The 18,611-nt window shown below is 53.5% G+C and carries 15 protein-coding genes, 1 tRNA gene, 1 other RNA gene and 1 pseudogene; 6 read left to right on the top strand and 12 right to left on the bottom strand.

Annotated elements, in window-relative coordinates; all coding sequences use genetic code 11:
- Nucleotides 1–67 precede the first annotated feature (67 nt).
- Genes bcsE through bcsG form a run of 3 tightly spaced genes read left to right on the top strand, consistent with a single transcriptional unit; the run spans nt 68 to nt 3,503 of the window.
- A complete protein-coding gene (gene bcsE, locus J4728_RS15215) occupies nt 68–1,639 on the top strand; it encodes a cellulose biosynthesis c-di-GMP-binding protein BcsE (RefSeq protein WP_001205767.1) in 1,572 nt (523 codons plus the stop codon).
- Nucleotides 1,636–1,827: a cellulose biosynthesis protein BcsF gene (gene bcsF / locus J4728_RS15210; RefSeq protein ID WP_000988321.1), complete on the top strand. Its 192-nt coding sequence runs from the start codon at nt 1,636–1,638 to the stop codon at nt 1,825–1,827. Before bcsE ends, bcsF begins: the two co-directional genes overlap by 4 nt.
- Complete coding sequence (gene bcsG, locus J4728_RS15205) at nt 1,824–3,503, top strand: cellulose biosynthesis protein BcsG (RefSeq protein WP_208212006.1); 1,680 nt, start codon at nt 1,824–1,826, stop codon at nt 3,501–3,503. The genes bcsF and bcsG overlap by 4 nt, the downstream gene beginning before the upstream one ends.
- Nucleotides 3,504–3,584: 81 nt before the next feature.
- Here the strand turns inward: bcsG and J4728_RS15200 are convergent, their stop codons facing one another.
- Nucleotides 3,585–3,692, bottom strand: coding sequence for a type I toxin-antitoxin system toxin Ldr family protein (locus tag J4728_RS15200; protein WP_001537650.1), 108 nt, complete (start codon nt 3,690–3,692; stop codon nt 3,585–3,587).
- Nucleotides 3,693–4,065: 373 nt separating this feature from the next.
- Between J4728_RS15200 and J4728_RS23995 the strand changes: the two are divergent.
- Both J4728_RS23995 and J4728_RS15190 read left to right on the top strand, forming a co-directional pair.
- Nucleotides 4,066–4,218, top strand: a pseudogene (locus J4728_RS23995) (PLP-dependent transferase); the annotation flags it as partial.
- A gap of 117 nt (nt 4,219–4,335) precedes the next feature.
- Complete coding sequence (locus J4728_RS15190) at nt 4,336–5,634, top strand: aromatic amino acid transport family protein (RefSeq protein ID WP_001150163.1); 1,299 nt, start codon at nt 4,336–4,338, stop codon at nt 5,632–5,634.
- 309 nt (nt 5,635–5,943) lie between these two features.
- On the opposite strand, the gene dppF is transcribed toward J4728_RS15190, so the two are convergent.
- The 7 genes from dppF to J4728_RS15155 form a co-directional block, all read right to left on the bottom strand.
- Complete coding sequence (gene dppF, locus J4728_RS15185; protein ID WP_000103563.1) at nt 5,944–6,957, bottom strand: dipeptide ABC transporter ATP-binding subunit DppF; 1,014 nt, start codon at nt 6,955–6,957, stop codon at nt 5,944–5,946.
- Nucleotides 6,954–7,937 carry a dipeptide ABC transporter ATP-binding protein gene (dppD, locus tag J4728_RS15180; protein WP_001196509.1) on the bottom strand — a complete coding sequence of 328 codons (984 nt, stop codon included), beginning with the start codon at nt 7,935–7,937 and terminating at the stop codon, nt 6,954–6,956. Before dppD ends, dppF begins: the two co-directional genes overlap by 4 nt.
- 10 nt (nt 7,938–7,947) lie before the next feature.
- Entirely contained in the window at nt 7,948–8,850 is a 903-nt protein-coding gene (dppC, locus tag J4728_RS15175) for a dipeptide ABC transporter permease DppC (protein ID WP_000084690.1), read from the bottom strand.
- Nucleotides 8,851–8,859: 9 nt separating this feature from the next.
- A complete protein-coding gene (dppB, locus tag J4728_RS15170; protein ID WP_000938843.1) occupies nt 8,860–9,879 on the bottom strand; it encodes a dipeptide ABC transporter permease DppB in 1,020 nt (339 codons plus the stop codon).
- Nucleotides 9,880–10,035: 156 nt separating this feature from the next.
- On the bottom strand, nt 10,036–11,643 hold the full coding sequence (dppA, locus tag J4728_RS15165) for a dipeptide ABC transporter periplasmic-binding protein DppA (RefSeq protein ID WP_000028047.1): 1,608 nt from the start codon (nt 11,641–11,643) through the stop codon (nt 10,036–10,038).
- A 555-nt stretch (nt 11,644–12,198) separates the two neighbouring features.
- Nucleotides 12,199–13,524, bottom strand: coding sequence for a uracil-xanthine permease family protein (locus tag J4728_RS15160; RefSeq protein WP_001136079.1), 1,326 nt, complete (start codon nt 13,522–13,524; stop codon nt 12,199–12,201).
- Between the two features lie 57 nt (nt 13,525–13,581).
- Complete coding sequence (locus J4728_RS15155) at nt 13,582–14,706, bottom strand: aryl-sulfate sulfotransferase (RefSeq protein ID WP_000940830.1); 1,125 nt, start codon at nt 14,704–14,706, stop codon at nt 13,582–13,584.
- A 149-nt stretch (nt 14,707–14,855) separates the two neighbouring features.
- Between J4728_RS15155 and J4728_RS15150 the strand changes: the two genes are divergently transcribed.
- Entirely contained in the window at nt 14,856–15,863 is a 1,008-nt protein-coding gene (locus J4728_RS15150) for a substrate-binding domain-containing protein (RefSeq protein WP_000290707.1), read from the top strand.
- On the opposite strand, the gene J4728_RS15145 is transcribed toward J4728_RS15150, so the two are convergent.
- The 4 genes from J4728_RS15145 to lpfE form a co-directional block, all read right to left on the bottom strand.
- Nucleotides 15,854–15,972: non-coding RNA, RtT sRNA (locus J4728_RS15145), on the bottom strand. The genes J4728_RS15150 and J4728_RS15145 overlap by 10 nt on opposite strands.
- Before the next feature lie 35 nt (nt 15,973–16,007).
- A tRNA-Pro gene (locus J4728_RS15140) sits at nt 16,008–16,084 on the bottom strand.
- Nucleotides 16,085–16,174: 90 nt separating this feature from the next.
- Nucleotides 16,175–17,866, bottom strand: a complete 1,692-nt coding sequence (eptB, locus tag J4728_RS15135; protein WP_001521958.1) for a kdo(2)-lipid A phosphoethanolamine 7''-transferase — start codon at nt 17,864–17,866, stop codon at nt 16,175–16,177.
- Nucleotides 17,867–18,083: 217 nt separating this feature from the next.
- The gene (gene lpfE / locus J4728_RS15130) at nt 18,084–18,611 is read right to left on the bottom strand and encodes a long polar fimbrial protein LpfE (RefSeq protein WP_000792957.1); all 528 of its coding nucleotides are present in this window, start codon (nt 18,609–18,611) and stop codon (nt 18,084–18,086) included.

Genomic DNA, 18,611 nt, shown 5'->3' with positions numbered 1-18,611 from the left:
TTAATTTCAATGTTAGGTTTATTTCTGTGCTTTCGCTAGTAAACTGATAAACAGTTAAAATAGTGACATGAGGGACACTGTGGACCCCGTATTTTCTCTCGGCATCTCATCATTATGGGATGAACTGCGCCATATGCCAACCGGCGGCGTCTGGTGGGTTAACGCCGATCGCCAGCAAGATGCCATCAGTCTGGTGAATCAAACGATTGCGTCACAAACGGAGAATGCAAATGTCGCCGTCATCGGCATGGAAGGCGATCCTGGCAAAGTAATCAAATTAGATGAATCTCACGGTCCGGAGAAAATCCGCTTATTTACCATGCCGGATTCAGAAAAAGGGCTATACTCTTTGCCCCACGATTTGCTTTGTTCTGTTAACCCGACGCATTACTTTTTCATTCTTATTTGTGCAAATAACACGTGGCGGAATATAACGTCAGAAAGCCTGCATAAATGGCTGGAAAAAATGAATAAATGGACTCGTTTTCATCACTGTTCATTGTTGGTTATTAACCCTTGTAATAATAGCGATAAACAGTCCTCGTTGTTGATGGGCGAGTATCGCTCACTTTTTGGCCTCGCCAGTTTACGTTTTCAGGGCGACCAACATTTGTTCGATATTGCCTTCTGGTGTAACGAAAAAGGCGTCAGCGCCCGACAGCAGTTATTGCTGTGTCAGCAGGACGAACGCTGGACGCTATCCCATCAGGAGGAGACGGCAATTCAGCCGCGTAGCGACGAAAAACGCATTCTTAGCCACGTCGCCGTCCTTGAAGGCGCGCCGCCGCTCTCGGAACACTGGACGCTTTTCGACAATAACGAAGCGCTATTCAACGACGCGCGCACGGCGCAGGCCGCGACAATTATTTTTTCGCTTACACAGAACAACCAAATCGAGCCGCTTGCTCGTCGCATTCATACTTTGCGGCGCCAGCGGGGAAGCGCGCTGAAAATTGTCGTGCGCGAAAATATCGCCAGTTTGCGCGCCACCGATGAGCGCCTGCTGCTGGGCTGCGGCGCGAATATGATCATTCCCTGGAACGCCCCGCTTTCACGCTGCCTGACGCTTATTGAAAGCGTGCAGGGACAGCAGTTCAGCCGTTACGTACCGGAAGACATCACCACGCTACTGTCAATGACGCAGCCGTTGAAACTGCGCGGTTTTCAGCCGTGGGATATCTTCTGCGATGCCATCCATACGATGATGAGCAACACCCTGCTCCCCGCCGACGGGAAAGGCGTTCTGGTCGCGCTGCGCCCGGTGCCGGGCATTCGGGTTGAGCAGGCGTTAACATTATGTCGGCCAAACCGAACCGGCGATATTATGACCATCGGCGGCAACCGTCTGGTGCTGTTTTTATCATTCTGCCGGGTCAACGATCTGGATACCGCGTTAAACCATATTTTCCCTTTGCCGACGGGCGATATTTTCTCTAATCGTATGGTCTGGTTCGAAGATAAACAAATCAGCGCCGAGCTGGTGCAGATGCGCTTATTGTCGCCGGAACTGTGGGGAACGCCGCTACCGCTGGCAAAACGCGCCGACCCGGTAATAAATGCCGAACACGATGGCCGCATCTGGCGTCGTATTCCTGAACCCCTGCGATTGCTCGACGACACCGCGGAGCGTGCATCATGATGACCATCAGCGATATCGTGCAAATTATTCTTTTTTGCGCGCTGATTTTCTTTCCGCTGGGGTATCTGGCGCGTCATTCGCTACGCCGTATCAGTGATACAACCCGGCTGCTATTTGCCAAACCTCGTTATGTAAAACCAGCCGGAACTCTGCGCCGCGCTACGAAAGTCAAGGCAGACAAAAAATGACTCAGCATACTCAAACTCCATCAATGCCTTCTCCGCTCTGGCAATACTGGCGCGGTCTTTCCGGCTGGAACTTCTATTTTCTGGTCAAGTTTGGCCTGCTGTGGGCAGGCTATCTGAATTTTCATCCTTTACTGAATCTGGTATTCATGGCGTTTCTGCTCATGCCAATACCAAAGTATCGCCTTCACCGATTGCGCCACTGGATTGCCATTCCCGTCGGCTTCGCGCTGTTCTGGCATGATACCTGGCTACCCGGCCCGCAAAGCATTATGAGCCAGGGGACGCAGGTGGCGGAATTCAGCTCCGGTTATCTGCTCGATCTGATCGCCCGTTTTATTAACTGGCAAATGATCGGCGCCATCTTCGTACTGCTGGTTGCCTGGCTATTTTTATCACAGTGGATTCGGGTCACGGTGTTTGTGGTCGCCATCATGGTATGGCTGAATGTCCTGACATTAACCGGCCCAGTTTTTACGCTGTGGCCGGCAGGCCAGCCAACCGATACGGTGACGACGACTGGCGGTAATGCGGCCGCTACCGTCGCGACAGCGGGCGATAAGCCGGTCATCGGCGATATGCCTGCGCAAACCGCGCCGCCGACGACCGCGAATCTGAACGCCTGGTTGAACACCTTCTATGCCGCGGAAGAAAAGCGGAAAACGACGTTCCCGGCGCAGCTTCCGCCTGATGCGCAGCCGTTCGACCTATTGGTCATCAATATTTGTTCGCTCTCCTGGTCGGATGTCGAAGCGGCAGGCCTGATGTCACATCCGCTATGGTCGCACTTTGACATTTTGTTTAAACACTTTAATTCCGGTACGTCTTACAGCGGCCCGGCGGCCATTCGTCTGCTACGCGCCAGCTGTGGTCAACCTTCGCATACCCGACTTTATCAACCAGCCAATAACGAATGTTATCTGTTTGATAATCTGGCGAAACTGGGCTTTACTCAGCATCTGATGATGGATCATAACGGTGAATTTGGCGGCTTCCTGAAAGAAGTTCGCGAAAACGGCGGTATGCAGAGCGAACTGATGAACCAGTCCGACCTGCCAACCGCCCTGCTGTCATTCGACGGCTCGCCGGTATATGACGATCTGGCGGTCCTGAACCGCTGGTTGACAGGGGAAGAACGTGAAGCCAATTCCCGCTCCGCGACTTTCTTTAACCTGCTGCCGCTGCACGATGGCAACCATCTCCCCGGCGTCAGCAAAACGGCGGATTATAAAATCCGCGCGCAGAAACTGTTCGATGAACTGGACGCCTTCTTTACCGAACTGGAGAAATCCGGGCGTAAGGTGATGGTGGTCGTCGTACCGGAGCACGGCGGCGCGCTGAAGGGCGACAGAATGCAGATCTCAGGCCTGCGCGATATTCCCAGCCCCTCCATCACCAACGTCCCGGCGGGCGTGAAATTTTTTGGCATGAAAGCCCCGCATGAGGGCGCGCCGATTGATATTAATCAGCCGAGCAGCTACCTAGCGATTTCCGAACTGGTCGTACGCGCCGTGGACGGTAAGCTCTTTACCGAAGACAGTGTGAACTGGAACAAGCTGACCAGCAATCTGCCGCAAACCGCGCCGGTTTCAGAAAACGCTAATGCGGTGGTGATTCAGTACCAGGGTAAGCCCTACGTTCGTCTGAATGGCGGCGACTGGGTGCCTTACCCGCAGTAAACCGAAAAAGGCCGCAAGGTTTCCCCTGCGGCCTGGTTCGGGCGCATGTTGCCATTACGGCGGACAGACGCTCAAAACGCGTTACTTCCTGTCACGTAGCCAGTTGACGATCACACTGGCGATAATGCCAGCAATGATCGGCGCTGCCAGATCGTGCCAGAAGGCCACGCCCAACTGCGTAAGCGTCATATAGCCGCCTTGTTGCAATGGCAACCGTTCGCGGCTATCCTTGATGTGTTGAGGATCAAGTTTAGCCTCCGTCAGGTTGCCAGGTTTATACCAGTCAACGTGCGGAGGTTTTCTCTTTCCAGCAACCAATGCCGCCGGGGATCAAGCCCCCGCAACATTGCGCCTCACCGGGTAAACCCGGCTTGCTGCTGATATTACGGCAAAATCCCCGTCCCGGCACGGCGCTAACGTGCAATCTGCGTGACGCTTCGCAGACGACTACTTTTATTTGCCAGAATACATTCAGCATTTCTGAGGCTGGCAGTCAGCCGCTCAATTCTGTAAATTATGCCTCCTCGCGGCCAGTCCCGGTGATACCGAAACCCTCGTTCAGCATCCTGCGTCTATGACATATTCGCCTGTTGCGCCAGAGGAATGGCTAAAAGCAGGTATTACCGACGAACTTATCCGTCTTTCAGCGGGACCTGAAGATCCCGACGATATTATTCATGACCTTGAACGCGCCAGCAGAAAAGCAGCATTCTGACGATTGCTCGGCGAACCGCTGTCACCGGTTTGCCGCATCGGGTATCAAGGCACTATAGCCTGGTTATAGGCAGCATTCTTTATGAGAGAGCTGCGTATATTTTGGGCAGGGGGCTCTATGCAGGACGACACATTACCATTAAATAACAGTAACGCTACGACCACACCGCTTTCAACGAGATTACCGTTTACAAAATATGATTTTGGCTGGGTGCTCTTGTGTATCGGAATGGCGATCGGCGCCGGTACCGTCTTAATGCCAGTGCAAATCGGTCTCAAGGGGATCTGGGTATTTATTACCGCTTTTATCATCGCCTATCCCGCTACCTATATTGTGCAGGATATTTATCTAAAAACGTTATCTGAAAGCGAAACCTGTGACGATTATACGGATATTATCAGTCACTATCTTGGCAAAAACTGGGGCATTTTTCTCGGTGTAATCTATTTTCTTATGATTATCCACGGGGTGTTTATTTATTCCCTGTCGGTGGTGTTTGATAGCGCCTCCTATATCAAAACCTTCGGCCTTACTGAGGCCGATCTTTCGCAGTCTATTATCTATAAAGTCGCGATTTTCGCCGTGCTGGTGGCGATTGCCTCCGGCGGGGAAAAGTTATTATTTAAAATTTCCGGCCCGATGGTGGTGGTAAAAGTCGGGATCATTCTGATATTCGGTTTCGCGATGATCCCACACTGGAATCTTGATAATATTTCCGCCTTTCCCGCCGCATCGGTTTTCTTTCGCGACGTACTGCTCACTATCCCATTTTGCTTCTTTTCTGCGGTCTTCATTCAGGTGCTAAACCCAATGAACATCGCCTATCGTAAGCGCGAACCTGACCGTGTGCTGGCCACCCGGATGGCGATTCGCACGCATCGCATTAGCTATATTACGCTGATTGCCATTATTCTCTTTTTCTCGTTCTCGTTTACCTTTTCGATTAGTCATGAAGAGGCGGTATCAGCATTCGAGCAGAATATTTCCGCCCTTGCGCTGGCAGCTCAGGTAATCCCTGGCCATATCATCCACATTACCTCTACCATCCTCAATATTTTTGCCGTACTTACCGCGTTCTTTGGTATTTATTTAGGTTTTCACGAAGCGCTTAAAGGTATTGTACTGAATGTATTGAGTCGTATTATGGATGTCAAAAACGTCAACCCACTGTTACTGACATCTGGAATCTGTGTCTTTATCGTGGTTACTCTGGTTATTTGGGTTTCGTTTCGCGTCTCAGTATTGGTCTTTTTCCAGTTAGGCAGTCCGCTTTATGGCATTGTCGCGTGTATTATTCCCTTTTTCCTGATTTATAAAGTAGCGCAACTGGAAAAATTACGCGGCCTGAAAACCTGGCTTATTCTGTTATATGGAATATTGTTGTGCCTGTCGCCGTTATTAAAATTGATTGAATAAAAGCCTATCCCACCAGGCGTTATTGGCACAGCCAGTTTGGACACGGACAGCGTGCAAAAACCGGAGCGTACACGTAGTACGTGAGGTTTGACTCGCTACGCTCGCCCTTCGGGCCGCCGCTAGCGGCGTTCAAAACGCTAACGCGTTTTGGCGAGCACTGCCCAGGACCAAAATGGCAAGTAAAATAGCCCTAATGGGATAGGCTCTAAGTCGTACCGGAGAGCCATGCCCGGTGGCGCTACGCTTACCAGGCCTACAGGTACGGTGTAGGCTTGATAAGGCGCAGCCGCCATCCGGCATAAAACGCAATTAACTCAACGGTTTCTGCGGGTTTTCATCCTGATCGACGGCAAAGCAGGCCACCAACTGGCCGTCGTACTCTTTAAGCTGCGGCTGTAACTGCGTACAGGGTCCGAAGCGACGGCTGCAGCGGGCGTTGAAGGCGCAGCCCGGCGGCGGGTTCAGCGGGCTCGGCAACTCGCCGGTCAGCTTAATCCGCTCACGGCGATCGTCCGGATTCAGCCGTGGCGTGGCGGAGAGCAACGCCTGGGTATAGGGATGACGTGGATTGTTAAAAATCTGCTCTTTGGTCCCTTTCTCCACGCAGCGGCCTAAGTACATGACCATCACTTCATCGGCGATGTGTTCCACCACCGACAGGTCGTGCGAGATAAAGACATAAGACAGCCCCATATCCTGTTGCAAATCCATCATCAGGTTCAGCACCTGGGCGCGCACCGACACGTCGAGCGCGGAGACCGGTTCGTCGGCAATCACTACGTCCGGATCAAGCATCAGACCGCGGGCGATAGCGATACGCTGACGCTGGCCGCCGGAGAACATATGCGGATAGCGGTCGTAGTGCTCGGTTTTCAGCCCCACCTTCGCCATCATCGCCAGCGCTTTTTCACGACGCTGCGCTTTACTCAGGCTGGTATTGATCAGCAACGGCTCTTCCAGAATTTGCCCCACTTTCTTGCGTGGGTTCAGGGAACCGTAGGGGTTCTGAAACACAATCTGAATTTTCTGCCGCCGCAGTTTCTGCGCGTGCGGATCGTGTTTAAGCAGATCCTGCCCCTGGTAATAAAGCTCGCCGCCAGTTGGCGTTTCAATCATCGTCAGCAGGCGACCCAGTGTGGATTTTCCACAACCGGACTCCCCCACTACGGCCAGCGTTTTACCGCGTTCGAGATTAAACGACACGCCATCCAGCGCTTTTACCAGCCGTTCCGGAGAAAAGATCCCCTTCTTCACCGGATAGTGTTTTTTCAGGTCGATAGCCCGCAACAGCGGCTGTTGCAAGGTGGCCTCATGCGTACTCATAGTGTGGGCCTCCCGGCATCATCGAGTGGGTAATGACATTTTGACTGACGTCCATCGTCCAGTTGGTTGAGAGCAGGTTCTTCCGCACGACATCTGTCCGTGGCGTAGGGGCAGCGAGGGTTAAGCAGACAACCCGTCGGTCGGTCATATTTCCCCGGCACCACGCCCGGCAGCGACGCCAGACGCGCTTTATCTTGCGCAAACTCTGGTAACGCACGTAGCAATGCCTGGGTATACGGATGACGCGGCGCGCGGAAAATATCCTGCGCAGCGCCGGTTTCGACGACCTGCCCGGCGTACATGACGATAATTTTGTGCGCCGCTTCCGCCACCAGCGCCAGGTCATGGGTAATCAGCACCAGCGCCATGTTCTCTTTTTGCTGCAACTCCAGCAGCAGCTCAATGATTTGCGCCTGAATGGTCACATCCAGCGCCGTGGTCGGTTCATCAGCAATTAACAGCTTTGGTCGACAGGCTATGGCCATCGCAATCATCACGCGCTGACTCATGCCGCCAGAAAGCTGGTGCGGATAGACATCCAGACGAGAAGCCGGATCGGGAATACCCACCTGGTTCAACAGGTCAATCGCTCGCTGACGACGGGTTTTCTTGTTCCCGCCCTGATGTACCTTGATGGCTTCCATAATCTGAAAGCCAACGGTATAGCAAGGATTGAGGCTGGTCATCGGGTCCTGGAAAATCATCGCCACTTCAGCGCCCACCAGGTTGCGACGTTCCTTCTCGGAAATGCGCTTCAGATCCTGTCCGTTAAAGAGCAGGTTTTCCGCCATCACGCGGCCTGGGTAATCGATAAGCCCCATAATCGCCAGCGAGCTGACGGATTTGCCGGAACCAGACTCGCCGACAATCCCGACCACCTCACCCTGCTTCACGCTGTAGCTAATGCGGTCGACGGCTTTGAACGGTGTCCCTTCGTCGCCGAAGTGCACCGATAATTGATCTACATTTAATAACGCCATCTCGAACCTCTTACTGCTTCAGTTTGGGATCGAGCGCGTCACGCAGACCGTCACCCATCAGGTTAAATGCCAGTACCGTCAGCAGAATCGCCAGCCCCGGGAAGGTCACGACCCACCAGGCGCTTTGCGCGAACTGCAGAACGTCAGAGAGCATGGTGCCCCATTCCGGCGTAGGCGGCTGTGCGCCCATCCCCAGGAAGCCGAGGGCAGCCATATCGAGAATGGCGTTAGAGAAGCCCAGTGACGCCTGAACGATCAGCGGCGCAAGGCAGTTCGGGAAAATATTGACGAACATCTGACGCATCGCGCCTGCGCCCGCCACGCGGGAGGCAGTCACATAATCGCGGTTCACCTCTACCAGAACCGCCGCGCGGGTTAAGCGGACATAGTGCGGCAGCGCCACAAACGTCAACGCCAGCGCAGCGTTGCCGATGGAGGGGCCGAAGATCGCCACCAGCACCAGCGCCAGCAGCAGGCTCGGCAGGGCCAGCATAATATCGACCACGCGCATGATGATGTTATCGACCAGACCGCCGAAGTAGCCCGCGACCAGGCCGAGAATAATCCCCATTACCAGCGACAGGACGACCACCAGACAGCCGACCAGCAGTGACAAACGCGCGCCATACATCAGGCGCGAGAGGACATCGCGACCAACATCATCCGTTCCCAGAATATGCGCCCAACTGCCGCCTTCCTGCCAGACCGGCGGCGCCAGCAGCGCATCACGGAACTGCTCTGCCGGATTGTACGGCGCAATAAAGTTGGCAAACACCGCAATCAGGATCACGATGAGAACATACGCCAGCCCGACGACCGCGCCTTTATTGCGTTTGAAATAGTGCCAGAACTCCCGCAATGGCGTCATGGGCGCCGGTGCGGCATTAACATTATTTTCAGTAACCTGTGACATGATGGCCCCTTACTTCTTATGCCGAATACGCGGGTTCACCACGCCGTACAGCAGGTCTACCAGCAGGTTGACGAGAATAATCATCGTCGCTACCAGTAACACGCCGCCCTGCACTACCGGATAATCGCGGCGTTGCAGCGCATCGATCAGCCAGCGCCCCAGACCGGGCCACGAGAAGATAGTTTCTGTCAGAATCGCGCCCGCCAACAGCGTACCGACCTGCAGGCCGATCACGGTGACGACTGGCAGCATGGCGTTACGCAGAGCATGGACGATAATGACGCGCATCCTGGTCAACCCTTTGGCGCGTGCGGTACGGATATAATCCTCCCCCAGCACTTCCAGCATCGACGAACGGGTCATACGCACAATGACGGCCAGCGGGATTGTGCCGAGCACCATCGCAGGCAGGATCATATGCGCCAGCGCATCAATAAAGTTACCCTCTTCGCCCCAGATAGCGGTGTCGATCAGCATAAAGCCCGTCAACGGATTGGTATCATCAAGGAACACCATATCGCTCACGCGCCCGGAAACCGGCGTCAGGTTCCAGTGGACGGAGACCAGCATGATCAGCATCATGCCCCACCAGAAGATAGGCATAGAGTAACCGGTCAGCGCCAGGCCAACGGCAGTGTGATCGAAGATAGAACCGCGCTTCACTGCGGCCAGCACGCCCACCGGAATCCCCACGGCGACGGCAAAAATCATGGCGCAGACGCCAAGTTCCAGCGTCGCTTTAAAGCGAGGCACAAACTCGTCCCATACAGGGATTCGGCTTTTCAGCGAGATGCCTAAATCGCCATGCATCACCCCCCAGATATAATGGAGGTACTGCTGCCACATCGGTTTATCAAGACCGAGTTCAGCCAGCAGTTGAGCATGACGCTCAGGGGAAATACCTCGCTCACCCGCCATGATCATCACCGGATCGCCGGGGATCATGTGGACAAAGGCAAAGGTGAGAAGGGTAATACCGATAAACGTCGGGATAACGAGTCCCAAACGTCGGAGAATGAACTGCAACATAACCCGAATTCTCTCTCATGACCCACGGCCTGGAACCGTGAGTCTGTATTGCTCACAAATCTTATCCCACGCAAACTGCATCGCGGATAAAGCATTACACCGGATGGCGCTGCGCTTATCCGGCCTACACAACACCGGGGCGCAGCGCTCTTTTAATTATTCGACAGAGACGTTTTCGAAGTGATGTTTGCCTAATGGATCAACCACATAGCCTTTAACTTCTTTACGCACTGGCTCATAAACCGTGGAGTGAGCGATGATCAGCGCTGGCGCCTGGTCATGCATCACAACCTGGGCCTGTTTATAGAGCTCAATACGCTTGTTGTGGTCATCGGTCGCACGCGCAGGCTGAATCAGGTCTTCAAACGGCTTGTAGCACCATTTTGAATAGTTGGAGCCTTGCTGGGCGGCATCGCAGCTGAACAGCGTGGCGAAGAAGTTATCCGGATCGCCATTATCGCCGGTCCAGCCCATCATCACCGTCTGGTGCTCGCCATCTTTAGCGCGCTTGAGGTATTCGCCCCATTCATAGGTGACAATTTTGGCCTGAACGCCAATCTTCGCCCAGTCCGCCTGGATCATTTCCGCCATACGACGCGCATTCGGGTTATAGGGACGCTGTACCGGCATCGCCCACAGATCGATGGTGAAGCCTTTTTCCAGACCGGCTTCTTTCAGCAGCGCCTTCGCTTTTTCCGGATCGTAGCCATAGTCTTTAATATCGTCGTTGTAACCCCACATTGTCGGCGGGATCAGGTTTTTCGCCGCAACGCCCGCGCCCTGATAAACGGCTTTGATGATGGCCTCTTTATTCACGGCATAGGTCAACGCCTGGCGAACTTTGACGTCATCCAGCGGTTTTTTCTGCACGTTATAGGAGAGATAACCCACGTTCAGACCGGCCTGCTCCATCAGGTTGATGTTTTTATCTTCTTTCATGCGCGCAATATCCGCCGGGTTCGGATACGGCATCACCTGACATTCGTTCTTCTGCAGTTTGGCGTAACGCACAGAGGCGTCAGGCGTGATGGAGAAGACCAGACGGTCAATCTGCGGCTTCGTGCCCCAGTAGCCGTCAAAGGCTTTGTAGAGAATGCGGGAGTCTTTCTGATATTGCACCAGTTGGAACGGGCCAGTGCCGACCGGGTTCAGATCCACTTTTTCCGGCGTACCGGCTTTCAGCATGTTGTCAGCATATTCTTTGGAAAGAATAGAGGCGAAGTCCATGGCTAAATCGGCAAGGAACGGCGCTTCCGGACGCGTCAGCACAAACTGCACCGTGTGATCGTCTACCTTCTTCACTTCGCTAATCAGATCCGGCAGCCCCATGCCTTCAAAGTATTCATAGCTGCCGCCAGACACTTTATGGTACGGGTTCTGCTCGTTTTTCTGCCGGTCAAAAGAGAACACGACATCATCGGCGTTCAGCTCGCGCGTGGGTTTGAAATCCTTGCTGGATTGCCATTTCACCCCTTTACGTAGGTGGAACGTATAGGTTTTACCGTCTTCGCTGATATCCCACTTCTCAGCAAGACCCGGGATCACTTCCGTGGTGCCGGTTTTGAATTCAACCAGACGGTTATAGATAGGTACGGAGCTGGCATCATAGGTGGTGCCAGACGTAAAGAGCTGTGGGTTAAAGCCTTCCGGCGAGCCTTCTGAACAATAAACCAGGGTTTTGGCCTGCACGCTTGCTGCAACGGTCATGGCCACCAGGCTCAAACCAAGCTTCAGCATCCCTGACTTCTTCAAGGAAATACTCATTCTTCTGCTCCAATTGTGATGTATGTTGTTTTGCCCTTTGCAAAGGCTTTTACCGCCCGGCCTTTTTTGTTTTTTACCTGGTCAGGTCAGTAGTGAGAGGTGGGGATTCCGTTCGCATAATCGACTGAGTTGCAGTGCGGATTCTCCATAAAATGCCCCTCATTCCCTACAATCTGTCAATAGAATGTCAAAACGTCAATACAGGTAACCAGCTTTTACAACAACGGTGAGAATTAACAAACAAAGATTAAAAAAAGTTCAGAAGGGTATTTTCAGCAGGGAAATTTGTGCTATAGGCAGAAAGGCAGAGTTATTCACTTAATATTTTGCAACAGTTAGTGATTAACAATTAGATATTAATTGAAAAATTTCTTTCGATATGTTGATTATCTGAGCGATTAATACCACTAACGCTAAAACGCACAGGCGAAAATGCTGAGGTTATCCATAAGCCGTGTGCAAAAAAGAGTTATACGGACATTGAAAAACACCATCGAATATGTCACAAAATTGTAAATAAGTAGGCCGTCGTGCGGCCTACCGCGATCACAAAAACTAACTTTTGACCCTGGCCTGCGTGCGCTTTTCGCTCCAGTTAAACAACGAGTTCACCAGAATCGCCGTCAACGTCCCCGCTGCCATGCCGTTGCCAAAGACCATCTGTACGCCCGCCGGGAAATTCTGATACAGGCCGGGTACCAGTATAGGTAGCATTCCCATGGCCAGCCCCATCGCCAGCGCGTAGGTTTTACCCGGCGTATGCAGTGGCTCACGCGCAATCATATCAATACCGATAACCCCGATAATGCTGAAGACAATCACCGCCGTACCGCACACCACCGAACCTGGCAGACAGGTCGCCAGACGTACCAGCGGCGCGAATATGGCAATCAGGATTAACAATCCTCCGGCAGCCGCAGTCACGAAACGCGATTTCACATTAGTGGTGCGTACCACCCCAATATTTTCGCCGGAGGTGATAATTAAGGAGGTGCCAAAAATCCCCCCCAGCAGCGACATTACCGCATCACCACGAATGGTGCGTGGAATCGCCTGCTGCACATTTTGCGTGGAATTGACTATTTCCGCGGTCGCAATCGTTTGCCCGGTTGCTTCAGCCATAGAGATGACCGCGTAAATCAGTAACGGCAGCGAGGCGGAGAGATCAAAAATCGGCCAGCCGAACGGCAAAAGCTGTGGGAAACTAAACAGCGGCCCGTGACTCACACCGCTAAAATCGGTGCTGCCCAGCGCCATTCCCAGCAGCGTTCCCGCTAAAAGGCCGAACATCACCGCCAGCTGGCGCAAAATACCGCTAAACGCCAGCGCGAAAATCAGCGTTATCAGGATAGTTCCCAGCGATAAAATGATACTGGTTGGATGAGCGAAGTCGGCGCTCCCTGGCTGGCCAATGATCAGCCCGCCGTACAGGCGAATAAGGTTAATCGACACCATTAACAGCATGATGCCAATGATAAAGGGGGGAAAATGGTGCAGGCAGCGTCGGAAAATCGGCAACGCGATAAAGTAGAACAGCGAGGTCAGAATTACGGCGCCAATCGCGGTCTGGATATTGGTCTGTAAAGCGATCGCAACGAAAATCGCAATCGGCGCGCCCCCCGGTACCATAATAAACGGCAAACGCGCGCCCACCCCTTTCACACCCAGGCTTTGCAAAATAGCGCCCAGACCGCACATCAGAAAGGTCGCGCTAAGTACCGAGGCGGTCACCGTATCGGTAAAGTGGAGCGCTTTGGCGATCAGAAAGACGGAGGTAATGGGGGTGGCGGCAACGACCAGCACATGCTGAAGCGCCAAAAGTAAGGTGGTTTGCCAGGGTAATGCATCGTTATCCGGCGTAGTAAGGCCCGGTTGCGGCATGATTAACTCCCATAAAACATCAAAAAAATAACCGCCAGCGCGGGCTGGCGGTCTGTATTATTTCAACCAACTAATAGCATCAGCGGCATAGCGATGCGCACGGAAGGCGCTGTTCTGTTTTCCAGGAATAATGCCTTTACTGAGGTGCTCCGGATATTCATTAAAGAACGGAATGATATATTCCCATACCGTTTCGCCTTCCGGGGTGACTTCAAACAGGCGGCCAAACGCCGATTCACAGATAAAGGTGTTGCCGTTCGCTAGCCGCTGCGCGCTCCCCATATACGGCGAGAAAAACGCCGGCGGGAAGATATCGCGATACTGCCAGGTAATCGCTTTGGTCTGCGGATCGAACTCCAGCACCGTGGAATGCGGCGAGGTGACGCCGGGACGCAGGTTGCCGTTATCGAAAACCAGAATCGACCCGTTCTCCATCTCAACCGGCGTGTGCTGCTGCGCTACGACTTCCGGCCCTGCATGCCAGATAACCTTCCCGCTCTCTTTATCCACGGCAATGACGCCGGAAGTGGTACGCAGGCTCATCAGTACCAGGCCATCACGGGTGACGGACAGGCCGTTAATCATCGGCCAGTGGCGGCGGTCGAAAATATCATGAATCGGGAAATCTTCCGGATTCAAATGCTCCCAGGCACGCCATTCCCACACCACTTCACCGTCGCGATTGACCTCTTTGACGACGTCACTCTGAATCACGCCGTCCGGCGCATCGCGGCGCGGGTCGCCGCCGGTAACACGGGCGGCGATATCGGCAGGCAACGGCGACGCGGCGGTATACAGCAGATTACCGTTCGCCAACCATTGCGCATCATGGTGATGGTAAATATCTTCGTAATGCCAGACGATTTCGTTATCCGGCGTCACTTCGTAGAAGTCGCCGCCGTGCCAGAGATCCCACGCCGGATAGAGGTTCGCTGAAGTGCGGTGGCTGCCGTTATAACCCAGATTACCGTTCGGCAGCAGCACCGCATCACGCCCGGCGCGAACCGGAAGCTGCCACTGATGCGCGACTTCGCCCTGCTCGTCCACCAGGTAAACCCGCCCTTCGGCGGTTTGCGGCGCAAAAAGCGTATAGCCGCCAAAGCTCTTCGCATTATCAGCGTAGATAAGGCCCGCCGGACGGCGTCCAAGGGTGAAAGTCGAATCCTGAGTTAAGTGTGCCACATCGCCTCCTGAGGAATAAATTTGCGCCAAAATACCCCATTAAAACGTTTTAATGAAGAGTTTTTTACGATCCTCACTGAAAAAAAGCAAACGTTACCGTCTGATAAATATGCTACCCTGTGCGCAAATTTTCGCAGGTCAGGAAGTAGATGGCTGTTCAAAATAAAAAACGCGCAAAGTTGATTGATGTTGCCCGCCATGCAGGCGTATCGCCAGGGACGGTATCCAATGCATTGCACAACACCCGCTTTGTCGAGCCGCAGACGCGACGACGTATTGAAGAGGCCATTGTTGCGCTCAACTACACGCCGAATATTCGCGCCCGCCAGTTGCGAACCGGCAAAACCAATACCATTGCCTTGCTCTCTTCGGTGCCGCTGGCGATTGCCTCCGGCGCGTCACGACTGGGATTTATGATGGAGGTGGCGTTAACGTCCGCGATGATGGCGCTGGAAAAACAGCATGCGCTGATTCTGGTGCCGCCGGGGGCAAATCCACTGGATGCCGTCAGCTTTGACGCGGCGATCCTGATTGAGCCGGCGGAGAACGATCCGCAGCTCCAGGCGCTGGCGCAAGCGGGCATTCCCTGCGTCACCATTGGCCGCACGCCGGGGACCGACACGCCTGTGCCGTGGGTTGAGCTGCACTCGGCGGCAACAGCACAGCTTCTGCTAACGCATCTGGAGGCCTCCGGTGCCAGCAAATGTGCGTTATTTGTCGGTAACACACGGCGAACATCAGTTCTGGAGAGCGAAGCGGCTTACCAGCGCTGGTGCGCGGGGCGCCAGGCCCCCGTCGTCTACTCTCTCAATGAAAGCGAGGGTGAAAATGCCGGCTACCAGGCCGCGCAGCAGCTATTACAGGCGCATCCCGACGTTGACGGCGTACTGGTGCTGATCGATACCTTTGCCAGCGGCGCGGTACGCGCTTTTCAGGAACAAGACATCGCCATACCTGAACAAATGCGGGTGGTTACTCGCTATGACGGTATCCGCGCGCGCGAATCGCTGCCGCCGCTGACGGCAGTGAATATGCATCTTGATGAGGTGGCGCGACAGGCAATCACACTATTATTTGATTTGCTGGCGGGCAAGAAGGTCAGCCACAGCGACGGGATCATGCCTGAACTGGTGGTGCGAGCGTCAACCTGCCGGTGATAGAGGGTGGCTCGCCCTGCGGGCCGTTGCTGACGCAACGTTCTCTCGCTTCGCTCGAGTCGAACCTCTTGCCCCCGGAGGTTCTCATCCTCGTCAGGCTTCAGATACAAAAAAACCCTGCTCGTTGAGCAGGGTTTCTGAATTTGGTCGGTGATAGAGGATTCGAACCTCCGACCCCTTCGTCCCGAACGAAGTGCGCTACCAGGCTGCGCCAATCACCGAATGCGGGCGCATCTTACTGCTCAGGCGCACGCCCGTCAATCCCTTAGTCGCAAAATACAATTCAATCGGCGAGAAAGTCGGCAGACAACCTACTTCGCGGCGACTTTCTGCGCATCGGGAATATGGCACCAGTTGTGGTTCTGGTTAATGCCGCCATCCGGCGATGTATACCCCAGGCAGCCCATTATCGTATCGTACAGCTCCACATGACGACGCGGCACTTTGATCTCCGCCTGCTGTTTCAGGTGAGCGAACATCTGCGCATGTTGCGGACTGGCAAGATATTTATCCGACATCCATACCAGCATCGGAACACGGAATTGCTCCGGCGGCGCCATATTGCGCGGCGTACCGTGCAAATGTTCGCGTTCGTTAATCGACTCGCCGTGGTCAGCCGCGTAGAACACAATCGCTTTTTTATCACGCAGCTGATCGAACACACTGGTAATAAAGTGATCCACATAGGTCACGGAGTTATCGTAAGAGTTGATCATCTGCGCTTTCGTGCAGCCGCTATCGACCCCAATACATTCGGGCTTCCACTGAGCGTAGCTGCGCGGATAACGTTGCGTATAGTTAAAATGCGACCCCTTAGTATGCAGGATAATCAGATGTTTACCCTCCGGGTTCTGGGCAAGCGAGTTCTGCATCTCATCAATCAACAGCATGTCATCAACCGTTTTACCACGGTTACGCGGCTCGGCGCCGATCTGCTCGCGGTAGGAGATATTATCCGCCATGGTATTGCTATAGAACCACATCTCGCTCTGCATGGCGTACAGATCGGAACTGAATCCGAGCTGTTTGAGAACGGCAAACACATTCTGCTCTTTTAAGGTACGCTGCGGGTTATTATCCGCCCCGCCTTCCCGTACAAACATACAGCGTAAAGAAAGCTTCGTCGCGGTATCGCAGGAATAGCCGCGGAACGCCGCCAGATTTTTTTCCTGCGCCAGCTTCGGCGTGGTATTACGCTCGTAGCCGAAAATCCCCATGTGATCCCAACGGGTCGTCTCACCGATAATGAAAACGACGTAGGTGTCATCCCCATCCTTCGGCGCAACATAGGTAAATTTCCTGGCCGGGTTTATTAACGAATTATTGTCCGACGACTCATCTACCTGCGCCCAGGCATACAGCCCTAACGCAGATAACCAGTTTGAAGGCAGATAGGAGTTCGCCACCACGCCGCCATAGCTGGGTAAGTCGATACCTGTCGCCCGTTCAACCTTTTTTTGCTGTACATCCAGCAGGCGGATAGGCGCCCACACCATTACGCCTGCGAGTACCACTACAGCGGCGCTGCGAAAACGCTGCCCCGGCGTACGTAGCTGGCGCAACAACGTGTAGCGACAGTGGTTACTCCAGATAAAGATGAGCGGAAGCACGCTCACGGCAATCAGCCACAATACGAAGTGCAGCCCCACCACCTCTTTCGAGAGATCGATATCGGTGGTCATAACAGACGCAATAATGCCGTAGCCAATCACCACGTTCAGGAAGGTCATGTAATAACTGGCGCCAGCGGAAAACAGCACCACCAGCGTGGCCAGCACACGCCAGACGCGTCGGCCAAACAGTGAAAGAAGACGAAGTAAGAAGAAAGTGACCAGCACCGTGGCGCCCAGTTCGACAACTGCGGAGAGGCCTTTCCAAATGGTAAATTCTTGTGCATAACTGCCGAAACGGCGGTAAAACACGGCGCAATTCATAAACAGACCGATATAGAGCGCAAGCAAGAAACTAAGTTTCTGTTGCGTCATCGATTTAATGTATCTCATGCAAACAAACCCTGGGAATCGGGATAAAAACGACCTGTACAACGATTCTTTAATCAAACAGGTAAATATGCGGCTAACGCAGATGTAAGAAAGTCTACAAGCACGGTTAAGTAGACCACAAGCAGAGGGGAAAGTGGCAACGGAGAGTGTGATCGGAGAAGATTTTTACAAAAAATCACTAAAAATGGAAAAGGGCCAGCGAACTGGCCCTCAGTGATTATTCGTATGTGACGCTAAAATTCACCGTCGCATTCGCTGTGCCAACGGTGGCATCCGGCTTAACAGGCACATAGCTGGCGATATAGTTCAGCTTGTTCGTACCATCAAACCAGACAGTGTGTTCGACAGGCGTAGAGTCGGTACTGGAGGGGTATTGTTGCTCCCCACCAGATGTTTTAATTTTTAACGCCACGCCCGTCGCGCCGCCGCTATCCAGGGCAAAAAGCGAGGGGTCAGTCGGGTCCGGAGAACCGTCCATCGTAACGCTGGCCTTTGTGGCATACGCGCAATCTTTTAAGCCGATGCTAAAGTTTTTCTGGTTCAGCTCTTTACCCACTTTTACCGGGCGCTGAAGCACCACGGTCTCCATATTGACGTCGATACTGTCGTTTTCCAGTTCACAGGTAGCCGCCTTAATAGTAATGGTAAAGTGGATATCACCAGCAGAACCGATATTAGACGGTGCCGCCATCGCGGAAGCGGTAAGCAGTAAACACGCTGGCATCAAAGCATGAAGGTTTTTCAT

Origin of the sequence: Salmonella sp. 32070601201500089SM, assembly GCF_017573605.1 — a bacterium.
Classification (GTDB): domain Bacteria; phylum Pseudomonadota; class Gammaproteobacteria; order Enterobacterales; family Enterobacteriaceae; genus Salmonella; species Salmonella enterica.
This window is presented reverse-complemented; position numbering and strand designations above follow the sequence as displayed.